The sequence below is a fragment of the Amedibacillus dolichus DSM 3991 genome (genome assembly GCF_000154285.1).
Classification (GTDB): domain Bacteria; phylum Bacillota_I; class Bacilli_A; order Erysipelotrichales; family Erysipelotrichaceae; genus Amedibacillus; species Amedibacillus dolichus.
In genome coordinates this window covers 91,028-106,454 of sequence record NZ_DS483460.1, presented here as the reverse complement: position 1 = coordinate 106,454, position 15,427 = coordinate 91,028, and the positions used below count along the sequence as shown (strand labels likewise).

The window sequence follows — 15,427 nt, the reverse complement described above, 5'->3', positions numbered from 1 at the left end:
GCAGCAACTGAACATATAGAATGATGAAAGTGTAATTCAAACGAGAAATGTTGATGGATTTCGCTGTAGCACCGATTTGAAGGGATATTCAGAATTATCAATATAAACAGACAACGATGGCAAATTGAAGAGTGCTTAAAATCATGAAACAGAATTTGAAGCTAGACCCGTTTATCTTCAACGAGAAGATCGAATTAAAGCTCACTTTCTCATTTGTTTGTCTCTCTAATGATATATCGTTTACTAGAAATTAAGTTAGAGAAAAATTATACAACTAGGACCATTATCAATACATTAAGGAATATGAATGTATGTAAGATAGATGAATATGGTTATATCCCCACGTATACGAGAAACGATTTAACAGATAAATTACACGAATTATTTGGATTTAGAACAGATACAGAAATCATAAAAAAATCAAAAATGAGAAGCATCATCAAAGAAAGCAAGATATTACGATAGTTAGCTACATAAACAAAAAACCTCAAAAAAGGCTTATTTAAAGCTTTTTCTTGAGGTATTTTTTTCTCTAGCTGTCAAAGATGAGATTTTACTATACTTTCTGCTTTTTTTCATCATAATTCCAATATTTTAATGAAATTTTTTCAATCGTAAAGCATTGCTTACTACGCTTACCGAGCTAAGTGCCATCGCTCCACCGGCAAATACCGGAGATAACAGCGGACCTCCGAAAGCATAAAATACTCCTGCTGCCAACGGAATTCCTAGACTATTATAAAAGAATGCCCAAAATAAATTCTGATGAATATTGCGAATTACCGCTGCCGATAAGCGAATAGCTGTTTCAACATCTTCTATATTATCTTTCATCAATACAATGTCTGCACTTTCCAATGCTACATCACTACCGCTTCCGATAGCAATACCAACTTCAGCTTGCGTTAATGCAATTGCATCGTTAATACCATCGCCTACCATCGCAACTTTTTTTCCTTGCGCCTGTAATTTTTGGATTTCTTCTCCCTTTTGCTGTGGCAATACTTCGGCAATCACATGAGAGATCCCTGCTTGCTTAGCAATGGTTTGTGCACTTAACCGATGATCTCCACTCATCATATATACCTCAATGCCTCGCTTCGTTAAACGCTCGATCACCTCACGAACCTTAGGCTTGATTTCATCAGCAATACCAAGAATTCCAAAAGCAGCCTCTCCTCGACTCACCCAAACAACACTTTTACCTTGTGCCAATAGTTTCTGCGCCTCAGCTATATACGCAGAAATATCGACCTTGTTTTCCTCCATAAACCGACGACTTCCGACTAAGATTTCCACACCTTCATCATATGCTGCCAATCCTTTCCCGTTTTTGGTTTGAATATCCTTTACACTCCACGGCTTTAATTGGTGTTGCTTCGCAGCAGTTAAAATGGCATGCGCAAAAGGGTGCTTACTTCCACTTTCCAAAGCCGCTGCCAAACGCAAAACATCAGCTTGCTTTGCATTTGTAATACAATCGGTAACAACCGGCTTTCCGATAGTAATTGTACCGGTTTTATCAAAAACAATGGTATCAATATGACTGGTAATTTCCAAGGCCTCTGCACTTTTCATGAAAATACCGGATTGTGCCGCCTTTCCGCTTCCAACCATAATGGCAGTTGGTGTTGCTAAACCCAAAGCACAAGGACAGGCGATAACCAAAACACTAACGAAAATCGTCAATGCAAAAGCAAAATCCTGCGTAGCCAAATACCAAGCAAGAAAGGCAATGACGGCAATCAACATAACCATCGGAACAAAATACAAGGAAATTCGATCGGCGATACGAGCAATCGGTGCTTTTTTAGCTTGTGCATCTTCCACCAACTGAATGATTTTCGCCAATGTTGTTTCCTCCTGCGTTGCCGTACATTCCATCACGATACGACCGTCCATATTGATCGTTCCCTGAATAAGCTGATCTCCGCTTTTCTTTTTCACCGGTACGCTTTCCCCCGTCAGCATACTTTCATCAACATGCGCACTACCCTCTACAAGAACTCCATCAACCGGAATCCCTTCTCCTGCTTTTACCACCAAATGATCATGTGGTAATACCTCATCAAGTGCCACCTCAAATTCAGCATTGTTTTTCCACAGGGTTGCAGTGCTTGGACGCAGCTGTAACAAGGCTGAAATTGCACTTGTTGATTTTTGTTTCGATAAGCTTTCCAAATGCTTTCCGAATTGTACCAACGCTACTACCACACCGGCAGATTCAAAGTACAGCTTATGAACCGCATGCACATCGCCTTGCATGATCATTACCAAAGAATATAAGGAATATATATAAGCACTTCCGGTTCCTACCGCCACCAAAGTATCCATATTCGGTGCCTTATGAATCAATGCCTTAAAGCCACGCGTGAAAAAACGTCTGCCCAATATGAGAATGATCGTTGCCAAAATAAATTGAATCAAAGCAAAATTCAAAGGGTGATACGTATAATGTATGATTCTGGGAAGTGGTAATTGAATAGGTCCCAGCATGTGCGACATTCCAACATATAGTAAAACCGCTGCAACACCTAATGTAACATAAACTCGCAGACCGGTATAATCTTTTTGCACTTCCTTTTGTACCGTTTCTTTTTTCACATGCCCTTGAAAACCGACCTTTTCAATAATTTGCAAAATTTCCGGCAGCTTTATTTTCTTTTGGTCATACGTAATAGAAGCATTGTTTAACAATACATTAACCTCTGCCTTTTGAATTCCATCTGCCTGCGACAACGCTTTTTCCAAGGAAGAAACACAAGCAGCACAGCTCATACCTTCAATATCCAACACAATATCTTCTAAGTGTTCTTCCTCTAACAATTGAAAACCTGCCTTTTCCACTGTCCGCTTCCAATCCTCGATACGGTATTGGCGATAACAAAGCGTTACTTGTGAGGTAACAAGATTAACACTTGCCGACTCGATTTCCTCTCGCTTATTTAGTACACGCTCCACACTCGCTGCACAAGCCGCACATTGCATACCTGCTACACGAAAGCTTTGCGTATGTAAAGGTTGTGTCGGAAACAGCTCAAAACCGGCCTTTCGCACAGCTTCAAACAGCTGTTCTTCCTTTAAGGTATCCTTTGCCTTTATATTTACCTCCTCAGCCACAAGGTTTACACTTGCCTCATCAACCTCCTCAAGCTTATTTAACACACGCTCTACACTTGCCGCACAAGCTGCACATTGCATGTCCTTTACTTTATATTTTCGTTGCATCATACGCCTCCTATCGTAAAATTATTTTCAAAGTATCCTCGATTTCCTTTAACTTCTCCTCTACATCTCCCTGCTTCACGGCATCTTTGACGCAGCTATGCAAATGCCCGCTTAAAACATGCACATTGGCTTTTCGCAACAAAGAAGCTGCTGCTAGGATCTGATTGGATATATCCATACAATAGCGGACATCTTCAATCATTTTTATGATTCCGTTTATTTGACCTCTCGCTGTTTTCAACGTAATCAGCGCTTGTTCTCTTTCTTCTGTCATGTCTACCTCCCTCCCCATAGGTATGGGGTATAAAGAAAGCATACTCTTTCCATCTTCGTTTGTCAATACAGACGCCTTTGTATTCCCTTTACAAAATCGTTCGAAAAGTAAAAAATACGCCTAGAAATAAGTATGCTATAATTAACTTATACAAAACTTACTAGTTATGGAGGGATTCCTTATGAAAAAAACATGGATAGCATTATCCTTACTTATCGCTTTTAGCGCAAGCTCCCTGTTGCCAATGCAAGCAAAGGAAGCTACTTTACCAAAAGATGAGCGCTATCACCTTGTCAATACAAGCGAAAAAGGCGAATATGAGCTGCTAAATACGTATGACAGCTATACAGAAGCAGAAAAAAATTTTCAACGTCTTAGCAAAAAATATAACAACCTCGGGATTACCTATGGTGATAGCTTTTTACAAGTTGAGCAAGGTGTCGTTGCTTTTCCAACCAATAGCGATTGTAGCTTAAATACCGACTATATACTTGATGAAACAAACACCAATGGCTATCTCAACGGCTGCTATGGAGGCGATGCGGCTTTTTTGGAATATGACAGTTATACCAACCAAATAAAATTCAAAATTTCCGGTGTTGTCGCTTGGAGCGATGCAACCGCACTAACCGTATATCCAATTGAAAAGCTGCCCAATGTTTCTAGCTTTATCGTAAAAGACGGTATTTTGTATCATCAATTAAAATCCAGTGCTACAAGTCCCAGCTTTTCCAGTGTTTTGCCTCTTTCCAAAGCTCCCTCCTATTTAAAAGAGAGTACGACCTATTACAGCTATGATACCCATTATTTTTATGAAGCATACGATCAGTTGATCAAGGACGAACGCCTTGCAACACACCAACATGCCATCAATGCAAAAAAACCTTATTACAACTACTATCAATATCTCGACCATCGTTCTACCACCGACTATACACCCAAACAAATCCAAAGCTATTTCAAACAAAACCTTGGATTTCAAGCCAATATCACAAATTTTTATGATACCGACAACTATGTGCATGATATTCTGACACAATCCCTATTATATGGTAATAGCGAAGCCTTTTTTCAATACCAGAATCAGTTTGGTGCCAATGCGTTGATGATGCTTTCCTTATCCTTAAACGAAAGTGCCCTTGGAAAAAGCTATATTGCCTATAATAAAAATAACCTATTCGGACATGCCGCCTTCGATTCCAGTGCGGAGGAGAGTGCCTCACGCTATCAAAGCGTAGCAGCAAGCGTATATTCTCACGCCCTTCATTACCTTAGTGAAAGTTATCTAAATCCCGAAGCCTTCCAATATTATGGCGGATACTTTGGAAACAAGGCCGGTGGTATGAATGTTGCCTATGCCAGTGATCCCTATTGGGGTGAAAAGTCTGCCTCTTATTTTATGCGTATGGATCGTGATATGGGCTATCAAGACGAAAACAACTATCAATTAGGGATTGCACAGGGACAAGCTGTCAAGGTATATGCAAGTGCTTCAAAAAAGGCAAAACTGCTTTATACCACTGAGGAAGGCTATGATGCCAGCTTTATTCTCCAAAAGAAGATCAAAAATAAAAGTGGGACATGGTATCAGGTACAAAGCGATATTGCACTTACCAAGTCCAAGGAGTCTATACAAGATGGTAGCTATCCTTTTGCTACCAGTATCGGATATGTCAAAGCCGATGATATTGATGTCATAACAGGAGCTGAAAAAGCTGCAAACAAAAGCTATCTTCCGATCACCTTCGATGCCGTAGACGGAAGCTTTTATCCGAATACATCAAGCATCACTCTTTTCGTGGAGAAAGGACAAATGCCCGTTATTTTAGATCCGATCAAAGAAAATGCGCTTTTTGATGGTTGGGATATTACACTTGAGCCTGCCACCAATGCCTTAACCTATAAGGCTACCTATAAACATATCAAAAACATTGAAGTCATCGAAAAGCCACAAACAAAGTATAATCTCGGTGATACCTTAAATTTAAAACATGGAAAGATTCGTGTTACCTTTGAAGATGGCAGCAGTAAAGAGGTTGCTTTAAACAATGATATGGTCAGTGGTTTTCATAACGATCAAAGCGGAAAACAACGCTTAACCATTACCTATGGCGGTTCTACCACCTATTATGATATTGAAATGGATAATCAACAAGAAGAACGTATCAACGATGTAAAAAAACAAGCCGCTCATGTTATTAAAACCTATATGGGAAAGGTCGGTTTAAATAGTGAAGCATTAGACGAACTAATACGTCTGCGTAATCAATTGGGGCAATTTGATATGCAGGTATTACCACGTGATCAAATCCGTGTAATCGACCGTATATTGCAGGAAAATTTAGAGCCGCGATACAGCGTAATCATCAAAGACGACACCTACGATATGCAAGTCAGCGGATTAAGTATTGCTTTGCAAGGAGAAAGCAGTTTTTTAAATAATATCATGCCGAAAACACTACGTCTTGATGTAAACAATGACATTCCAAAAGAAGAAAAGCAATTCGTTGAAAAGGTCGCAAAAGCCAATGGTATGAATGTCGCCTCCTATTTAGCCATTGAAGGAACCGATGATTTTTCTACCTTAAAGCTGCAATCTCAGCTTGTTTATTCCATTCAAAAACCGAAGAAAGATATTGATCATCGTATTTACAGCGTTTACTATATTTCCGGTAAGGATATATACCAGCTGCCGACAACCCAAAGTAAGAACCGCATCGTATTTCCAAATGACAAGCTCGGTCATTATGCTGTTGTTTGGAAACATGCCGATAGCATCACGCATAGCAAAGACTTTCAGGAGGTCAATACGATTAAGCAAAACGGCAAGGATTACATCAAAGTTTATATCCTACTGCCATGTATCATCATTTTATTAACGCTTGCCTTACTTGCCTTGATTCTTTACATGCGCAAACGAAAAATAAAACCATTCAAAGCCTAGTGTTTTATAAAAGCGTTACACCTTACTATCCATATCGAATCGTATAAGAAAACCAGATGAGGTATCACAATAAATTACCATACCTCATCTGGTCTTTTACTTCAAAAGCCCTCGGGCTTTTTTATTTAACCACAAGATCTAAATATTCTTATTTTTCCAGCTTTATTTAATTTTCCCATAAACACATAAATCATATATCTTTTCATCTTTTATTACTGCTTGTTTCATGGTACCTTCCAAAACAAAGCCATTTTTTTCCAACACCCTTCGTGATGCAGCATTTGGCTCATATACCAATCCGCTAATTCGCAAGATATCCAGTTCTTGAAACGCAAGCTCACAAATCTGTCGCAAAGCTTCACTCATAATTCCTTTTCTACTGTAATCCGCTAACAAATAATATCCAACCTCTCCGTCTTTGCGATAAACATCAGCCTTTTGTTCAACGGATATCGTTCCGATAATTTTTCCATCAACCACGATTTCACGAAAGATTGCACATTTTCCTTCCGTTTCTTCTACTCTATGCAGCCACCAATCTGCCGAAGCTTCTGTATATGGATTCGGCAAACGGTCGGATAAATAGCTTCGATCGATTTGATTGCATATTGTAATCAAAGCTTGCTTATCTGCCATTGACCATTTTCTTAATTCAACTCTCATTCCGTTTTCCTCCCTACCTTTTTATGAAGATTATTATACAGCAATCATGCCGTGAAAAGATAGGCACCACAAATGAAAATGCACTTCCTGCTTTGTTAGCCTTGTGATTTTCTATGCTTTCTTATACAATACTACATAGAGGTGATAAAATGAAACATAATGAAATCGAAACACAGCTAACATGGGATTTATCCAGTCTGTTTGAAAATCAAGCAGCATTTGACAAGCAATACGAAGCCGCACAAGCTTTATTAACCGATTTAAGTGCAAGAAAAGGTCATATTAGCGATAACTTGCAAAGCTATATCGGTTTTATGGAAGATGAGGAAACCTTTGAGCGCTACATCAACAACCTAACCAGCTATGCACACATGGCTACAGACGTAGAACCGGATAATATTCAACAACAGGAAAACCTATCCAAATCCTTTGCCCTTTACCAACAATCTGTCATTGCCTTAAGCTTTGTACCTTTGGAAATCATTGAGCATAAGGAAATCATCGAAGAATGGCTAAAGGAGGAGGACTGCCGAGATTTCCGTTATCCGATGCAGGAACTCTTCCGTACGATTCCCCATCGCTTAGATGAAGAAAAAGAAGCCATCATGGCTAAGGTCAGTGAATTAGAACGTATTTCCTCTGATACCTTTGAAGCTTTCCGTTTGCAATACCCCGATGTTATGGTTGATGGAAAGCTACAATTCTTAAGTGATTCTACATATCACTCTTTCCTCCATAACAGCGACGCGAATGTGCGTAAGGAAGCCTTTGAAAACTTCTTCGGTGAATACAAACGTTATCAAAACACTTTTATGAACCTATTAAGCGGACACGCTAAAGGGCAGGTATTTGAAGCACGCATGCGAAATTTCGACAGTGCTTTACAAGCCAGTCTATTTGGCGATGGCGCTGATGAACAGCTGTTCTATAAAGTGCTTGATATGGCAAATGTGAAATATCGTGAAGGATTGCATGATTACTTCCGTTATCGTAAGCATGTTTTAAAATTAGAGGAGCAGCACCCATACGATATTTTCTTACCGATGGTATCCGACATTGATATTTCCTATACGATTGATGAAAGCTTTGATATTCTAAAAAAAGCCTTAGCTCCTTTAGGTGAAGAATATGTTTCCTTACTGCAAAAAGCAAAGGACGAGAGATGGATAGATTTCATGCCTTGTGAAGGGAAAATCGGCGGTGCCTACTCCGGTGGCTCTTATGATTCCAAGCCATTTGTCTTAACCAACTTTAATGGTACCTATGAGTCATTAAGTACATTAGCTCATGAATTGGGACACTCTATGCACAGCTATTTCTCTCGCAGAGCCAATCGTCCGATGCTTTGCGACTATAAAATCTTCGTAGCCGAAGTAGCTTCAACCGTAAATGAAATTTTATTAAATGAATATCTGTTAAAAACAAGTGATGATCCGCAATATAAAGCCTACTTATTAAGCAATTTATTAGATCAACTCGTTGGAACCTTATATCGTCAGCCAATGTATGCACAATTTGAATGCCGTTTACATGAAATGATTGAAAAAGTCGAAGCGATTTCCAGCAATGCCTTAACATCTCTATGGTATGACTTAAATAAAAATTATTTTGGTGATGGTGTTATCGTAGATGATTTACAACGCTATGGTTGTTACCACATTCCTCACTTCTATTACAACTTCTATGTTTATAAATATACCTTAGGTATGTCTGTGGCACTGTGCTTTGCGAAAAAGATTTTACAAGGCGATACAGCGGACTATCTTGCCTTCTTGCATAAAGGCGGAAGTGAATCACCGATTGATGAATTGGTACATGGTGGTGTCGATCCTCGTGAAAACTACGTTTACGATGATGCCTTCCAATTCTTTGCTGAAAAGCTACAGGAGCTGAAAGATATATTGCATTAAAAGGAATTTTCTATTAACTATGCCGATAGAAAAACAACTTGCTCAATAATAAACAACGAAAAAGAAAGAGATTTCCTAAATGACTACTTTAAACAGCCATAATGGAAATCTCTTTTTTAGTATCTACCGTAATAATCTTAAACTCTGGCATCTGTGCCTTTCTTTTCTAAACAAATGACAGCTTCTAATATGAAAACTTATCGTAATACTCCATATCCTCTAACATGCTGATATCTTCTATCGGATTATCGTCTAATCGCAATTCATATAGATGCTTCAGCTTGCTTAATGGAGTTACATCGGAAACATAATTAGCCTTTAAGGTCAATGAGCTTAAATATTCACAATGCTCAAGTGGTGTTAAGTCCATAACTCCATTATGATCCAAACGCAAAGAAGAAAGATTTACAAGCTTTTCCAACGGAGTTAGATCAGTAATGACATTATTGTATAGATCAATACTTGCCAGATTTGTTAGATCCTTTAATGGTGTTAAGTCGGTAATAACATTATGGGATAAACCAACACATTCTAAATTTTTCATATCTGCCAAAGATGAAATATCCTTAATATTATTCGCTCCTACGTCCATTGTTGTCATGTGCTCACAACCCTTTAAAACATCAATGCTTTTAATGCGATTGTTGTAGACGTTGATTTCTTCCAATTGCTTTGCGTCCTTCAAGAAATCAATATTATCAAGGAAGCAGCCACACGCCTTGAAATAACGCAGCTTTTTCATCTGCGCAAGCTCTTCGGTATGAATCAAACGATTGCTGGAAACATCTAGCTTTTCCAGCTTGGTTAAGCCATGCAAATACCGCATATCACATAAATTGCTCTCCGTAGCACGCAGTTCCTTTAAGTTCTTCAATTCCTTCAAGAATGAAAAATCATCAACGGAATCATAAGAAATCTCTAAAATTTCTAAATTCGGAAATTCCTTTAGCATACTTAAATCATGCAAATACATATTGTTCGTCAAATTTAAGCTACGTAAGGTTTGTTTCATATATTGCAGCGGAGAAAGATCGCGGAAAAGATTGGTAGATAAATCCAAGACCTCGATTTTTTTAAGATAGGTTAGATCCGCAATATCATATAGCCACATTTTATTCATGTGTACCTCTACAAGATTATCCAACATACCTAAAATACTTAATGGAAACGGACCGTTTTCGATACCGACGTGCAATCTTTTCAGCTTCTTTACATTTTCCAAATACATAAGATTATCTACCTTACAGCGTTCTAGGTTCAATTCCTCCAAATTATGCATGCCCGCCAAAGCGCTGATATCCATCGTATATAGATTATTACGCGATAAATCTAAACGTACCAATTGGCGAAAATCACGAAGCGCTTGAATATCACGCAGCATATTCTTCGATACATTTAGGTATTCTATTTCCCGTAAGCCCTTAATTGGTGTCAGATCCTCGATCGCATTGGCACATAAATCCAAATAGGTTAGATTTTCCGCATATTCCAAGCCTTCTAAAGACACGATTCCACAGGATCTTGCGGATAATCGTATCAACTTTTTCATTTCTTCTTTTGTAATCTTATCTTCCGTAATGCGCAATGCTCGAGCAATCGCACCACGCAGCATTTCATCTTTTATAAGCATAATCTTACCTCCCTTTGCTGCTATGTTCTATTCCTATTATACCGCAATTTTTAGGGGATAGAAACACTTTGTGGCATTTTCAAATTCCCATTGTTTTGATTGACTTTTATAGGCAATCATGATACTGTTAATGAGTAATAAAAAGCAATAATTATGATTTCGTTCCAAACTGAAATTGTATTTATGCAACTCAATGTACAATGATTCGGTTTGTGATTGTTCAATACATTCGAGTGCTTCTTATTCAACATTTATAAGGAGGTACTACACATGAGTACAGGTAAAGTAAAATGGTTTAATGCAGAAAAGGGATACGGATTCATCACTACAGATGAAGGCAAAGATGTATTTGTGCACTATTCAAGCATCAATGCTGACGGATTCAAAACTTTAGAGGAAGGACAGGCTGTTACATTCGACGTTGTTGAAAGCGATCGTGGTGAGCAGGCTGCTAACGTTACAGTAGCATAATTCTGTTAAAAAAGGTTCGGTAGCTTCCGAACCTTTTTCATAATTATTTGAAGGGAGAAAGCCTATGGATCGTTTGGAATATATCCGCATACAAGTGGACACTATCATCGACCGTATTCAAGATCCGATGATACGACGCCTTGCCTATACCCACACCTATGGGGTATCTAGCAATGCCGCTTTACTGGCTACTTTGCGTCATATTGATTATGAGCTGGCTTGCATCGGTGCAATGCTTCATGATCTTTCGATTTATGCCGAAAATCACCCACATCGCACCCATGCTCAAAGAAGTGCACAGCTTGCTAAAGAGCTTCTTGCCGCTAGTGGATTATTTTGTGATCATGAAATTCAACAAATAACCCTCGCCATTGCCAATCACAGCAACAAGCTTGCGCATGGAAACGACTCCTTAAGCGAGTTGTTAAAAGATGCCGATACCTTAGAACACTATTTATACAACCCTAATATAAAATGCTCCCCAAACGAAAGCCATCGTTTATACACGATATTGAAGGAGCTTAAGAAAAACAAGTGATTCCCACCATCACTTGTTTTTAATATCCTCTATTATCAATAAAACTTATTACTTTATAACCTATGCTTCTATCATAAACTTCTTACAAAGCCAATACTCACCAAAAGCATACATTGCTTCCTTATCGCTGATATCCCCATAATGGGTATCCACTCTACCTATTCATTATTTACCTTTTCCTTGTAATCGCAAAATATTCACCGGATAGCTATATACACGTTTTTGTTCTTGAGCATAGCGTTTTTTGGCAATCTGAACCAAACGATCAATCAACTTCGGAAATGGCAGATTGGATTTCTCCCATAAATAAAAAGCCAATGAACCGGGTATGGTGTTGATTTCATTGATATATAAATCCTTCGTTTCCCGATTATATAAAAAATCAATTCGTCCGGTTCCACTTGCGCATAAACAGCGGAAACATTCCTTCGCTAATGTTTGTATTTCCAAAGCCAACTCCTCATCAATCCTTGCCGGAATACAACGTCGAGTATTTACTATTCCCTTCACGCCTTCCCCACACACATACTTGTCTGCATAGGATAAAATATCTTTACTACTCAAGACCTCCTCTAAGACACTTGCTTCGCATGTCTGCTCATCACCCAACACTGCACAATTTATTTCCTGTACATGCTCGATTGCCTTTTCAATTACCACCCGACCATCGTATTGATAGGCTTCAATCATCGCTCGATGCAATTCCACCTCATTTTCAACCTTTGCGACTCCAATACTGCTACCTAAATTTGCAGGCTTGACAATCAGCGGATAACCTAAACGTTCTGCCTTACGAAAAAAAGTATCATCGAGCGGTTTCAACAATGTCCAATAAAACCATGGTGCAACCGGTAAGCCACTATCCTCTAGGATCTGTTTCATAATAATCTTATCCTGTCCGATAGCTCCTCCCAACACGCTACAACCGATATAAGGAATATGCAAAGTGCTTAAATAACCTTGAAAGGTTCCATCTTCTCCATGAGTTCCATGCAAAATGGGAAAAACCATATCAAAGGAAATTTCCTTACGTAAAAAGGAATATTTATTCGGGCACATATAAAACCGATTCCCTCGTCGCTGTAGGCTTACCTCATATCCTTCCCTTTCCACCTTGTCCAAATTTTCAAATCGTTCCAATTCCGTATTCAACGGGTGATACAACAAACGCCCATCTTTTGCAATATACAACGGAATAACCTCATATTTCATAGGATTCATAGCCTGCATGACCTGATGTGCAGAAAGAATACTGATTTCATGCTCAACCGATTCGCCGCCAAATGCAACAACAACCTTGATTCTCATAGCATCATTCCCTTCCTTTACTATCAGTCTATGCAAAAGCCCAAAAACGGTTAATGGTTAAAGGCATCTGGTAAATCATTTTCAAACAAAACCACACTATCCTTTGTCGCAAGCTGCTTTAAAAGCTCAAAGGCTTCCTGAATATTCTCACATACATAAACATGCCGACTATCATACTGTGCTTGTTGGAGTCCCTTAACAATATGCTTGCTTTGGTGCTGTCCTACCAAAATCACCTCATCGGCTACTTGTGTCAATTGCTTTCCCAATCGGACATGTGCGTTTTCCTCCATATCTCCCAAATCTAAAAATCCGGGTGTTACAACGATATGCTTTCCTTCCATCTTCGCCAAAACCTCCAAGGCATACGTTGCTCCTTCGACATTGGAATTATAAGCATCATCTAACATGGTATAGCTTGAAGTAGGGCGTAATTGTAAGCGATGCTCCACATAGGGAAGATGTTTGGTAAGCTCTTGAAGTACACTAAGTTCAATTCCCAAGCAATGAGCGACAGCAATACCGGCAGCAATATTCACAACATTATGCTTTCCTAAAAGCTTTGTATGAAACGCATAATCAACTCCCTTTACATGTATCTTAAAAGAAGCTCCCTGCTTGGAATACACAATATCCTTGATACGATAATCAGCAGCTGCATGTGTTCCATAGGTAACGATACGGCATGTATTTTGAATAGGATATTCTCTAATCCATGCATTATCTATATTCAGAAATCCAATCCCATCTTTTGGTAAACATTCAATCGCCTGCATCTTTTCATGCACAATATGCTCCATCGTTTGAAAGGTGGAAAGATGCTGCGGACCTATCGCTGTAACAATGCTCCAACTTGGTTTTACAAAAGCCATTAAGGCAGAGATTTCATGGACATGATCTGCCCCCATTTCACATAAAAACACCTCATGCAAAGATTGTAATTGCTTACGAATAGTAAGAGTAATTCCCATTTTATTATTATAGGAATGCGGAGTCATCAGAGTATAATACTGCTGAGCAATCAGCTGATAAAGAATATGCTTCACACTTGTTTTTCCATAGCTTCCCGTAATGCCGATAATATGCAGGTTTTGATGCTGTTGCAGCAGCTGTTTTGCTTCCTTCATATACATGCTTTGAATTTGCTTTTCCAATGGCAGTAGAGCTATTCCAAGCGGTATTAACAAAAGCCATGGCAGCAGATAGAAAAAAGGAAAAAGAAGAATCATTAAATACAGTTGGAATATTTGTAACATATAAAAAACAATGAGTCCATAGCATACATAGCAAATACAAAGGTAGCGCTTGACGCGATGCGTATAGACTAGCGGCTTACGATACGCTGTTGTATCCTCCTTGCGCCATAGCACCAATACATACATCAACAGCAGCATAATGAATAAACAAGGCAGATCCTCCTTACGTGCAAATAGCAGCACATACACGCCTAACAATGCACAGATATTCTCTAAATGCTCCTTATGATAGCATAGCTCATCTTTTAGTGAGCGATCATAGCGCTGCATTTGATAACGATTTTGCTGATACAGTAAAAGTGCTTTTTTGGTTGGCACCCATAGAAAGAGTAAACACAATATAAAAAGTGTTCCTTGTGTGATATTAAGCATAAAGGAATGCCTCACAAATTCTCAAAAACCGCTGACTTTGGTAAAAGTAAGCAAAATGGTCTTGCTTCTTTAAAACAATGAGTGTTGCATTGGGTATCTTCTCTTCCATTATTTTCCCCATCGAAAGCGGTGTTTGTGTATCATACTCTCCCCAAACCAACAAAGTTTCACACGTAATATTTTTTAATTCATCTTGGATATCCTCATTCACACAGGAACATAAAACACCCTTCATAATCAAGCTGGCATTTTGAAAATCCTCGCTCCCCATACGCGTAGAAACATGCAGCTTTTTTAAAAGCTTATAGCTATATACTCGTACATAATAGGAAATTCCTCTTTTTGCCTTAATTCCGGCTGCACCGGTTAAAATCATCTTTTCCACCGGAAACATCAAGGTATAGCGCAAAGCAATTCTAGCCCCAAAGGAATGCGCAATTAAAATCGGCTGCGTGATTTGTAAATCCTCTAATAGTTGATGCAGCGCCTTCACATAATCACCAATGCTCCAAACCGTTTTCGGCTCGTCGCTTTCGCCAAATCCCGGTAGATCCAAATTAACAACCTGAAAATCCTGACGAAAATGATCGGCGATAAACTTCATCATATATTGATTTTGTCCCCAGCCATGAAGCAAGACAATTGCTTTTCCGCTCCCCTCGCATGTTACGTTCCAAAAAATTCCTCCACTTTCCATAAGCCTACCTCCTTATATAAAGTATATGAGAGATTTTGTCGAAGTTGAACGAAAAGCCACATTTATTACTTCCTGTTGCTGTTTCAATTACTAACAAAAAAAATCGAAGCAATATTCCTTACAAATATTCCTTCGA

11 protein-coding genes and 1 pseudogene are annotated in these 15,427 nt (G+C 38.8%); 5 read left to right on the top strand and 7 right to left on the bottom strand.

From position 1 onward, the window contains the following. Positions 1–22: 22 nt before the first annotated feature. A pseudogene (locus EUBDOL_RS11965) lies at positions 23–465 on the top strand (IS1634 family transposase); the annotation flags it as partial. A gap of 129 nt (positions 466–594) precedes the next feature. Here EUBDOL_RS11965 and EUBDOL_RS00405 read toward each other — a convergent pair. Further along, on the bottom strand, positions 595–3,228 hold the full coding sequence (locus tag EUBDOL_RS00405; protein WP_004797413.1) for a heavy metal translocating P-type ATPase: 2,634 nt from the start codon (positions 3,226–3,228) through the stop codon (positions 595–597). A 10-nt stretch (positions 3,229–3,238) separates the two neighbouring features. Continuing rightward, entirely contained in the window at positions 3,239–3,502 is a 264-nt protein-coding gene (locus EUBDOL_RS00400; RefSeq protein WP_040462724.1) for a metal-sensing transcriptional repressor, read from the bottom strand. 181 nt (positions 3,503–3,683) lie between these two features. On the opposite strand from EUBDOL_RS00400, the gene EUBDOL_RS00395 reads away from it, so the two are divergent. Then, positions 3,684–6,446, top strand: a complete 2,763-nt coding sequence (locus EUBDOL_RS00395; protein WP_040462721.1) for a bacterial Ig-like domain-containing protein — start codon at positions 3,684–3,686, stop codon at positions 6,444–6,446. Between the two features lie 162 nt (positions 6,447–6,608). Here the strand turns inward: EUBDOL_RS00395 and EUBDOL_RS00390 are convergent, their stop codons facing one another. Beyond that, on the bottom strand, positions 6,609–7,109 hold the full coding sequence (locus tag EUBDOL_RS00390; RefSeq protein ID WP_004797410.1) for a GNAT family N-acetyltransferase: 501 nt from the start codon (positions 7,107–7,109) through the stop codon (positions 6,609–6,611). Between the two features lie 149 nt (positions 7,110–7,258). On the opposite strand from EUBDOL_RS00390, the gene pepF reads away from it, so the two are divergent. Further along, positions 7,259–9,019, top strand: a complete 1,761-nt coding sequence (gene pepF, locus EUBDOL_RS00385) for an oligoendopeptidase F (protein WP_040462719.1) — start codon at positions 7,259–7,261, stop codon at positions 9,017–9,019. 184 nt (positions 9,020–9,203) lie between these two features. Here pepF and EUBDOL_RS00380 read toward each other — a convergent pair whose 3' ends face one another. Further along, positions 9,204–10,649, bottom strand: a complete 1,446-nt coding sequence (locus EUBDOL_RS00380) for a leucine-rich repeat domain-containing protein (protein WP_004797408.1) — start codon at positions 10,647–10,649, stop codon at positions 9,204–9,206. A 270-nt stretch (positions 10,650–10,919) separates the two neighbouring features. Between EUBDOL_RS00380 and EUBDOL_RS00375 the strand changes: the two genes are divergently transcribed. Together EUBDOL_RS00375 and EUBDOL_RS00370 are read left to right on the top strand one after the other, a co-directional pair. Beyond that, the gene (locus EUBDOL_RS00375) at positions 10,920–11,120 is read left to right on the top strand and encodes a cold-shock protein (protein WP_004797406.1); all 201 of its coding nucleotides are present in this window, start codon (positions 10,920–10,922) and stop codon (positions 11,118–11,120) included. A 64-nt stretch (positions 11,121–11,184) separates the two neighbouring features. Further along, a complete protein-coding gene (locus EUBDOL_RS00370) occupies positions 11,185–11,658 on the top strand; it encodes an HD domain-containing protein (RefSeq protein WP_004797405.1) in 474 nt (157 codons plus the stop codon). A gap of 165 nt (positions 11,659–11,823) precedes the next feature. Here the strand turns inward: EUBDOL_RS00370 and EUBDOL_RS00365 are convergent, their stop codons facing one another. The 3 genes from EUBDOL_RS00365 to EUBDOL_RS00355 are packed head-to-tail and all read right to left on the bottom strand — an operon-like array spanning position 11,824 to position 15,291. Then, positions 11,824–12,966 (bottom strand): D-alanine--D-alanine ligase family protein, encoded by a 1,143-nt coding sequence (locus EUBDOL_RS00365; protein WP_040462716.1) that lies wholly within the window; start codon positions 12,964–12,966, stop codon positions 11,824–11,826. 50 nt (positions 12,967–13,016) lie between these two features. Further along, positions 13,017–14,594, bottom strand: a complete 1,578-nt coding sequence (locus EUBDOL_RS00360) for a Mur ligase family protein (protein ID WP_004797403.1) — start codon at positions 14,592–14,594, stop codon at positions 13,017–13,019. Then, on the bottom strand, positions 14,587–15,291 hold the full coding sequence (locus tag EUBDOL_RS00355; protein WP_004797402.1) for an alpha/beta fold hydrolase: 705 nt from the start codon (positions 15,289–15,291) through the stop codon (positions 14,587–14,589). Before EUBDOL_RS00355 ends, EUBDOL_RS00360 begins: the two co-directional genes overlap by 8 nt. Between the last annotated feature and the right edge of the window lie 136 nt (positions 15,292–15,427).

Excerpts from the sequence above, each read along its gene's own strand:
- EUBDOL_RS00400 (WP_040462724.1), bottom strand. The coding sequence starts at position 3,502 with ATGACAGAAGAAAGAGAACAAGCGCTGATTACGTTGAAAACAGCGAGA.
- EUBDOL_RS00375 (WP_004797406.1), top strand. The coding sequence starts at position 10,920 with ATGAGTACAGGTAAAGTAAAATGGTTTAATGCAGAAAAGGGATACGGA.
- EUBDOL_RS00365 (WP_040462716.1), bottom strand. The coding sequence starts at position 12,966 with ATGAGAATCAAGGTTGTTGTTGCATTTGGCGGCGAATCGGTTGAGCAT.
- EUBDOL_RS00380 (WP_004797408.1), bottom strand. The coding sequence starts at position 10,649 with ATGCTTATAAAAGATGAAATGCTGCGTGGTGCGATTGCTCGAGCATTG.
- pepF (WP_040462719.1), top strand. The coding sequence starts at position 7,259 with ATGAAACATAATGAAATCGAAACACAGCTAACATGGGATTTATCCAGT.
- EUBDOL_RS00390 (WP_004797410.1), bottom strand. The coding sequence starts at position 7,109 with ATGAGAGTTGAATTAAGAAAATGGTCAATGGCAGATAAGCAAGCTTTG.
- EUBDOL_RS00405 (WP_004797413.1), bottom strand. The coding sequence starts at position 3,228 with ATGCAACGAAAATATAAAGTAAAGGACATGCAATGTGCAGCTTGTGCG.
- EUBDOL_RS00355 (WP_004797402.1), bottom strand. The coding sequence starts at position 15,291 with ATGGAAAGTGGAGGAATTTTTTGGAACGTAACATGCGAGGGGAGCGGA.
- EUBDOL_RS00395 (WP_040462721.1), top strand. The coding sequence starts at position 3,684 with ATGAAAAAAACATGGATAGCATTATCCTTACTTATCGCTTTTAGCGCA.
- EUBDOL_RS00360 (WP_004797403.1), bottom strand. The coding sequence starts at position 14,594 with ATGCTTAATATCACACAAGGAACACTTTTTATATTGTGTTTACTCTTT.
- EUBDOL_RS00370 (WP_004797405.1), top strand. The coding sequence starts at position 11,185 with ATGGATCGTTTGGAATATATCCGCATACAAGTGGACACTATCATCGAC.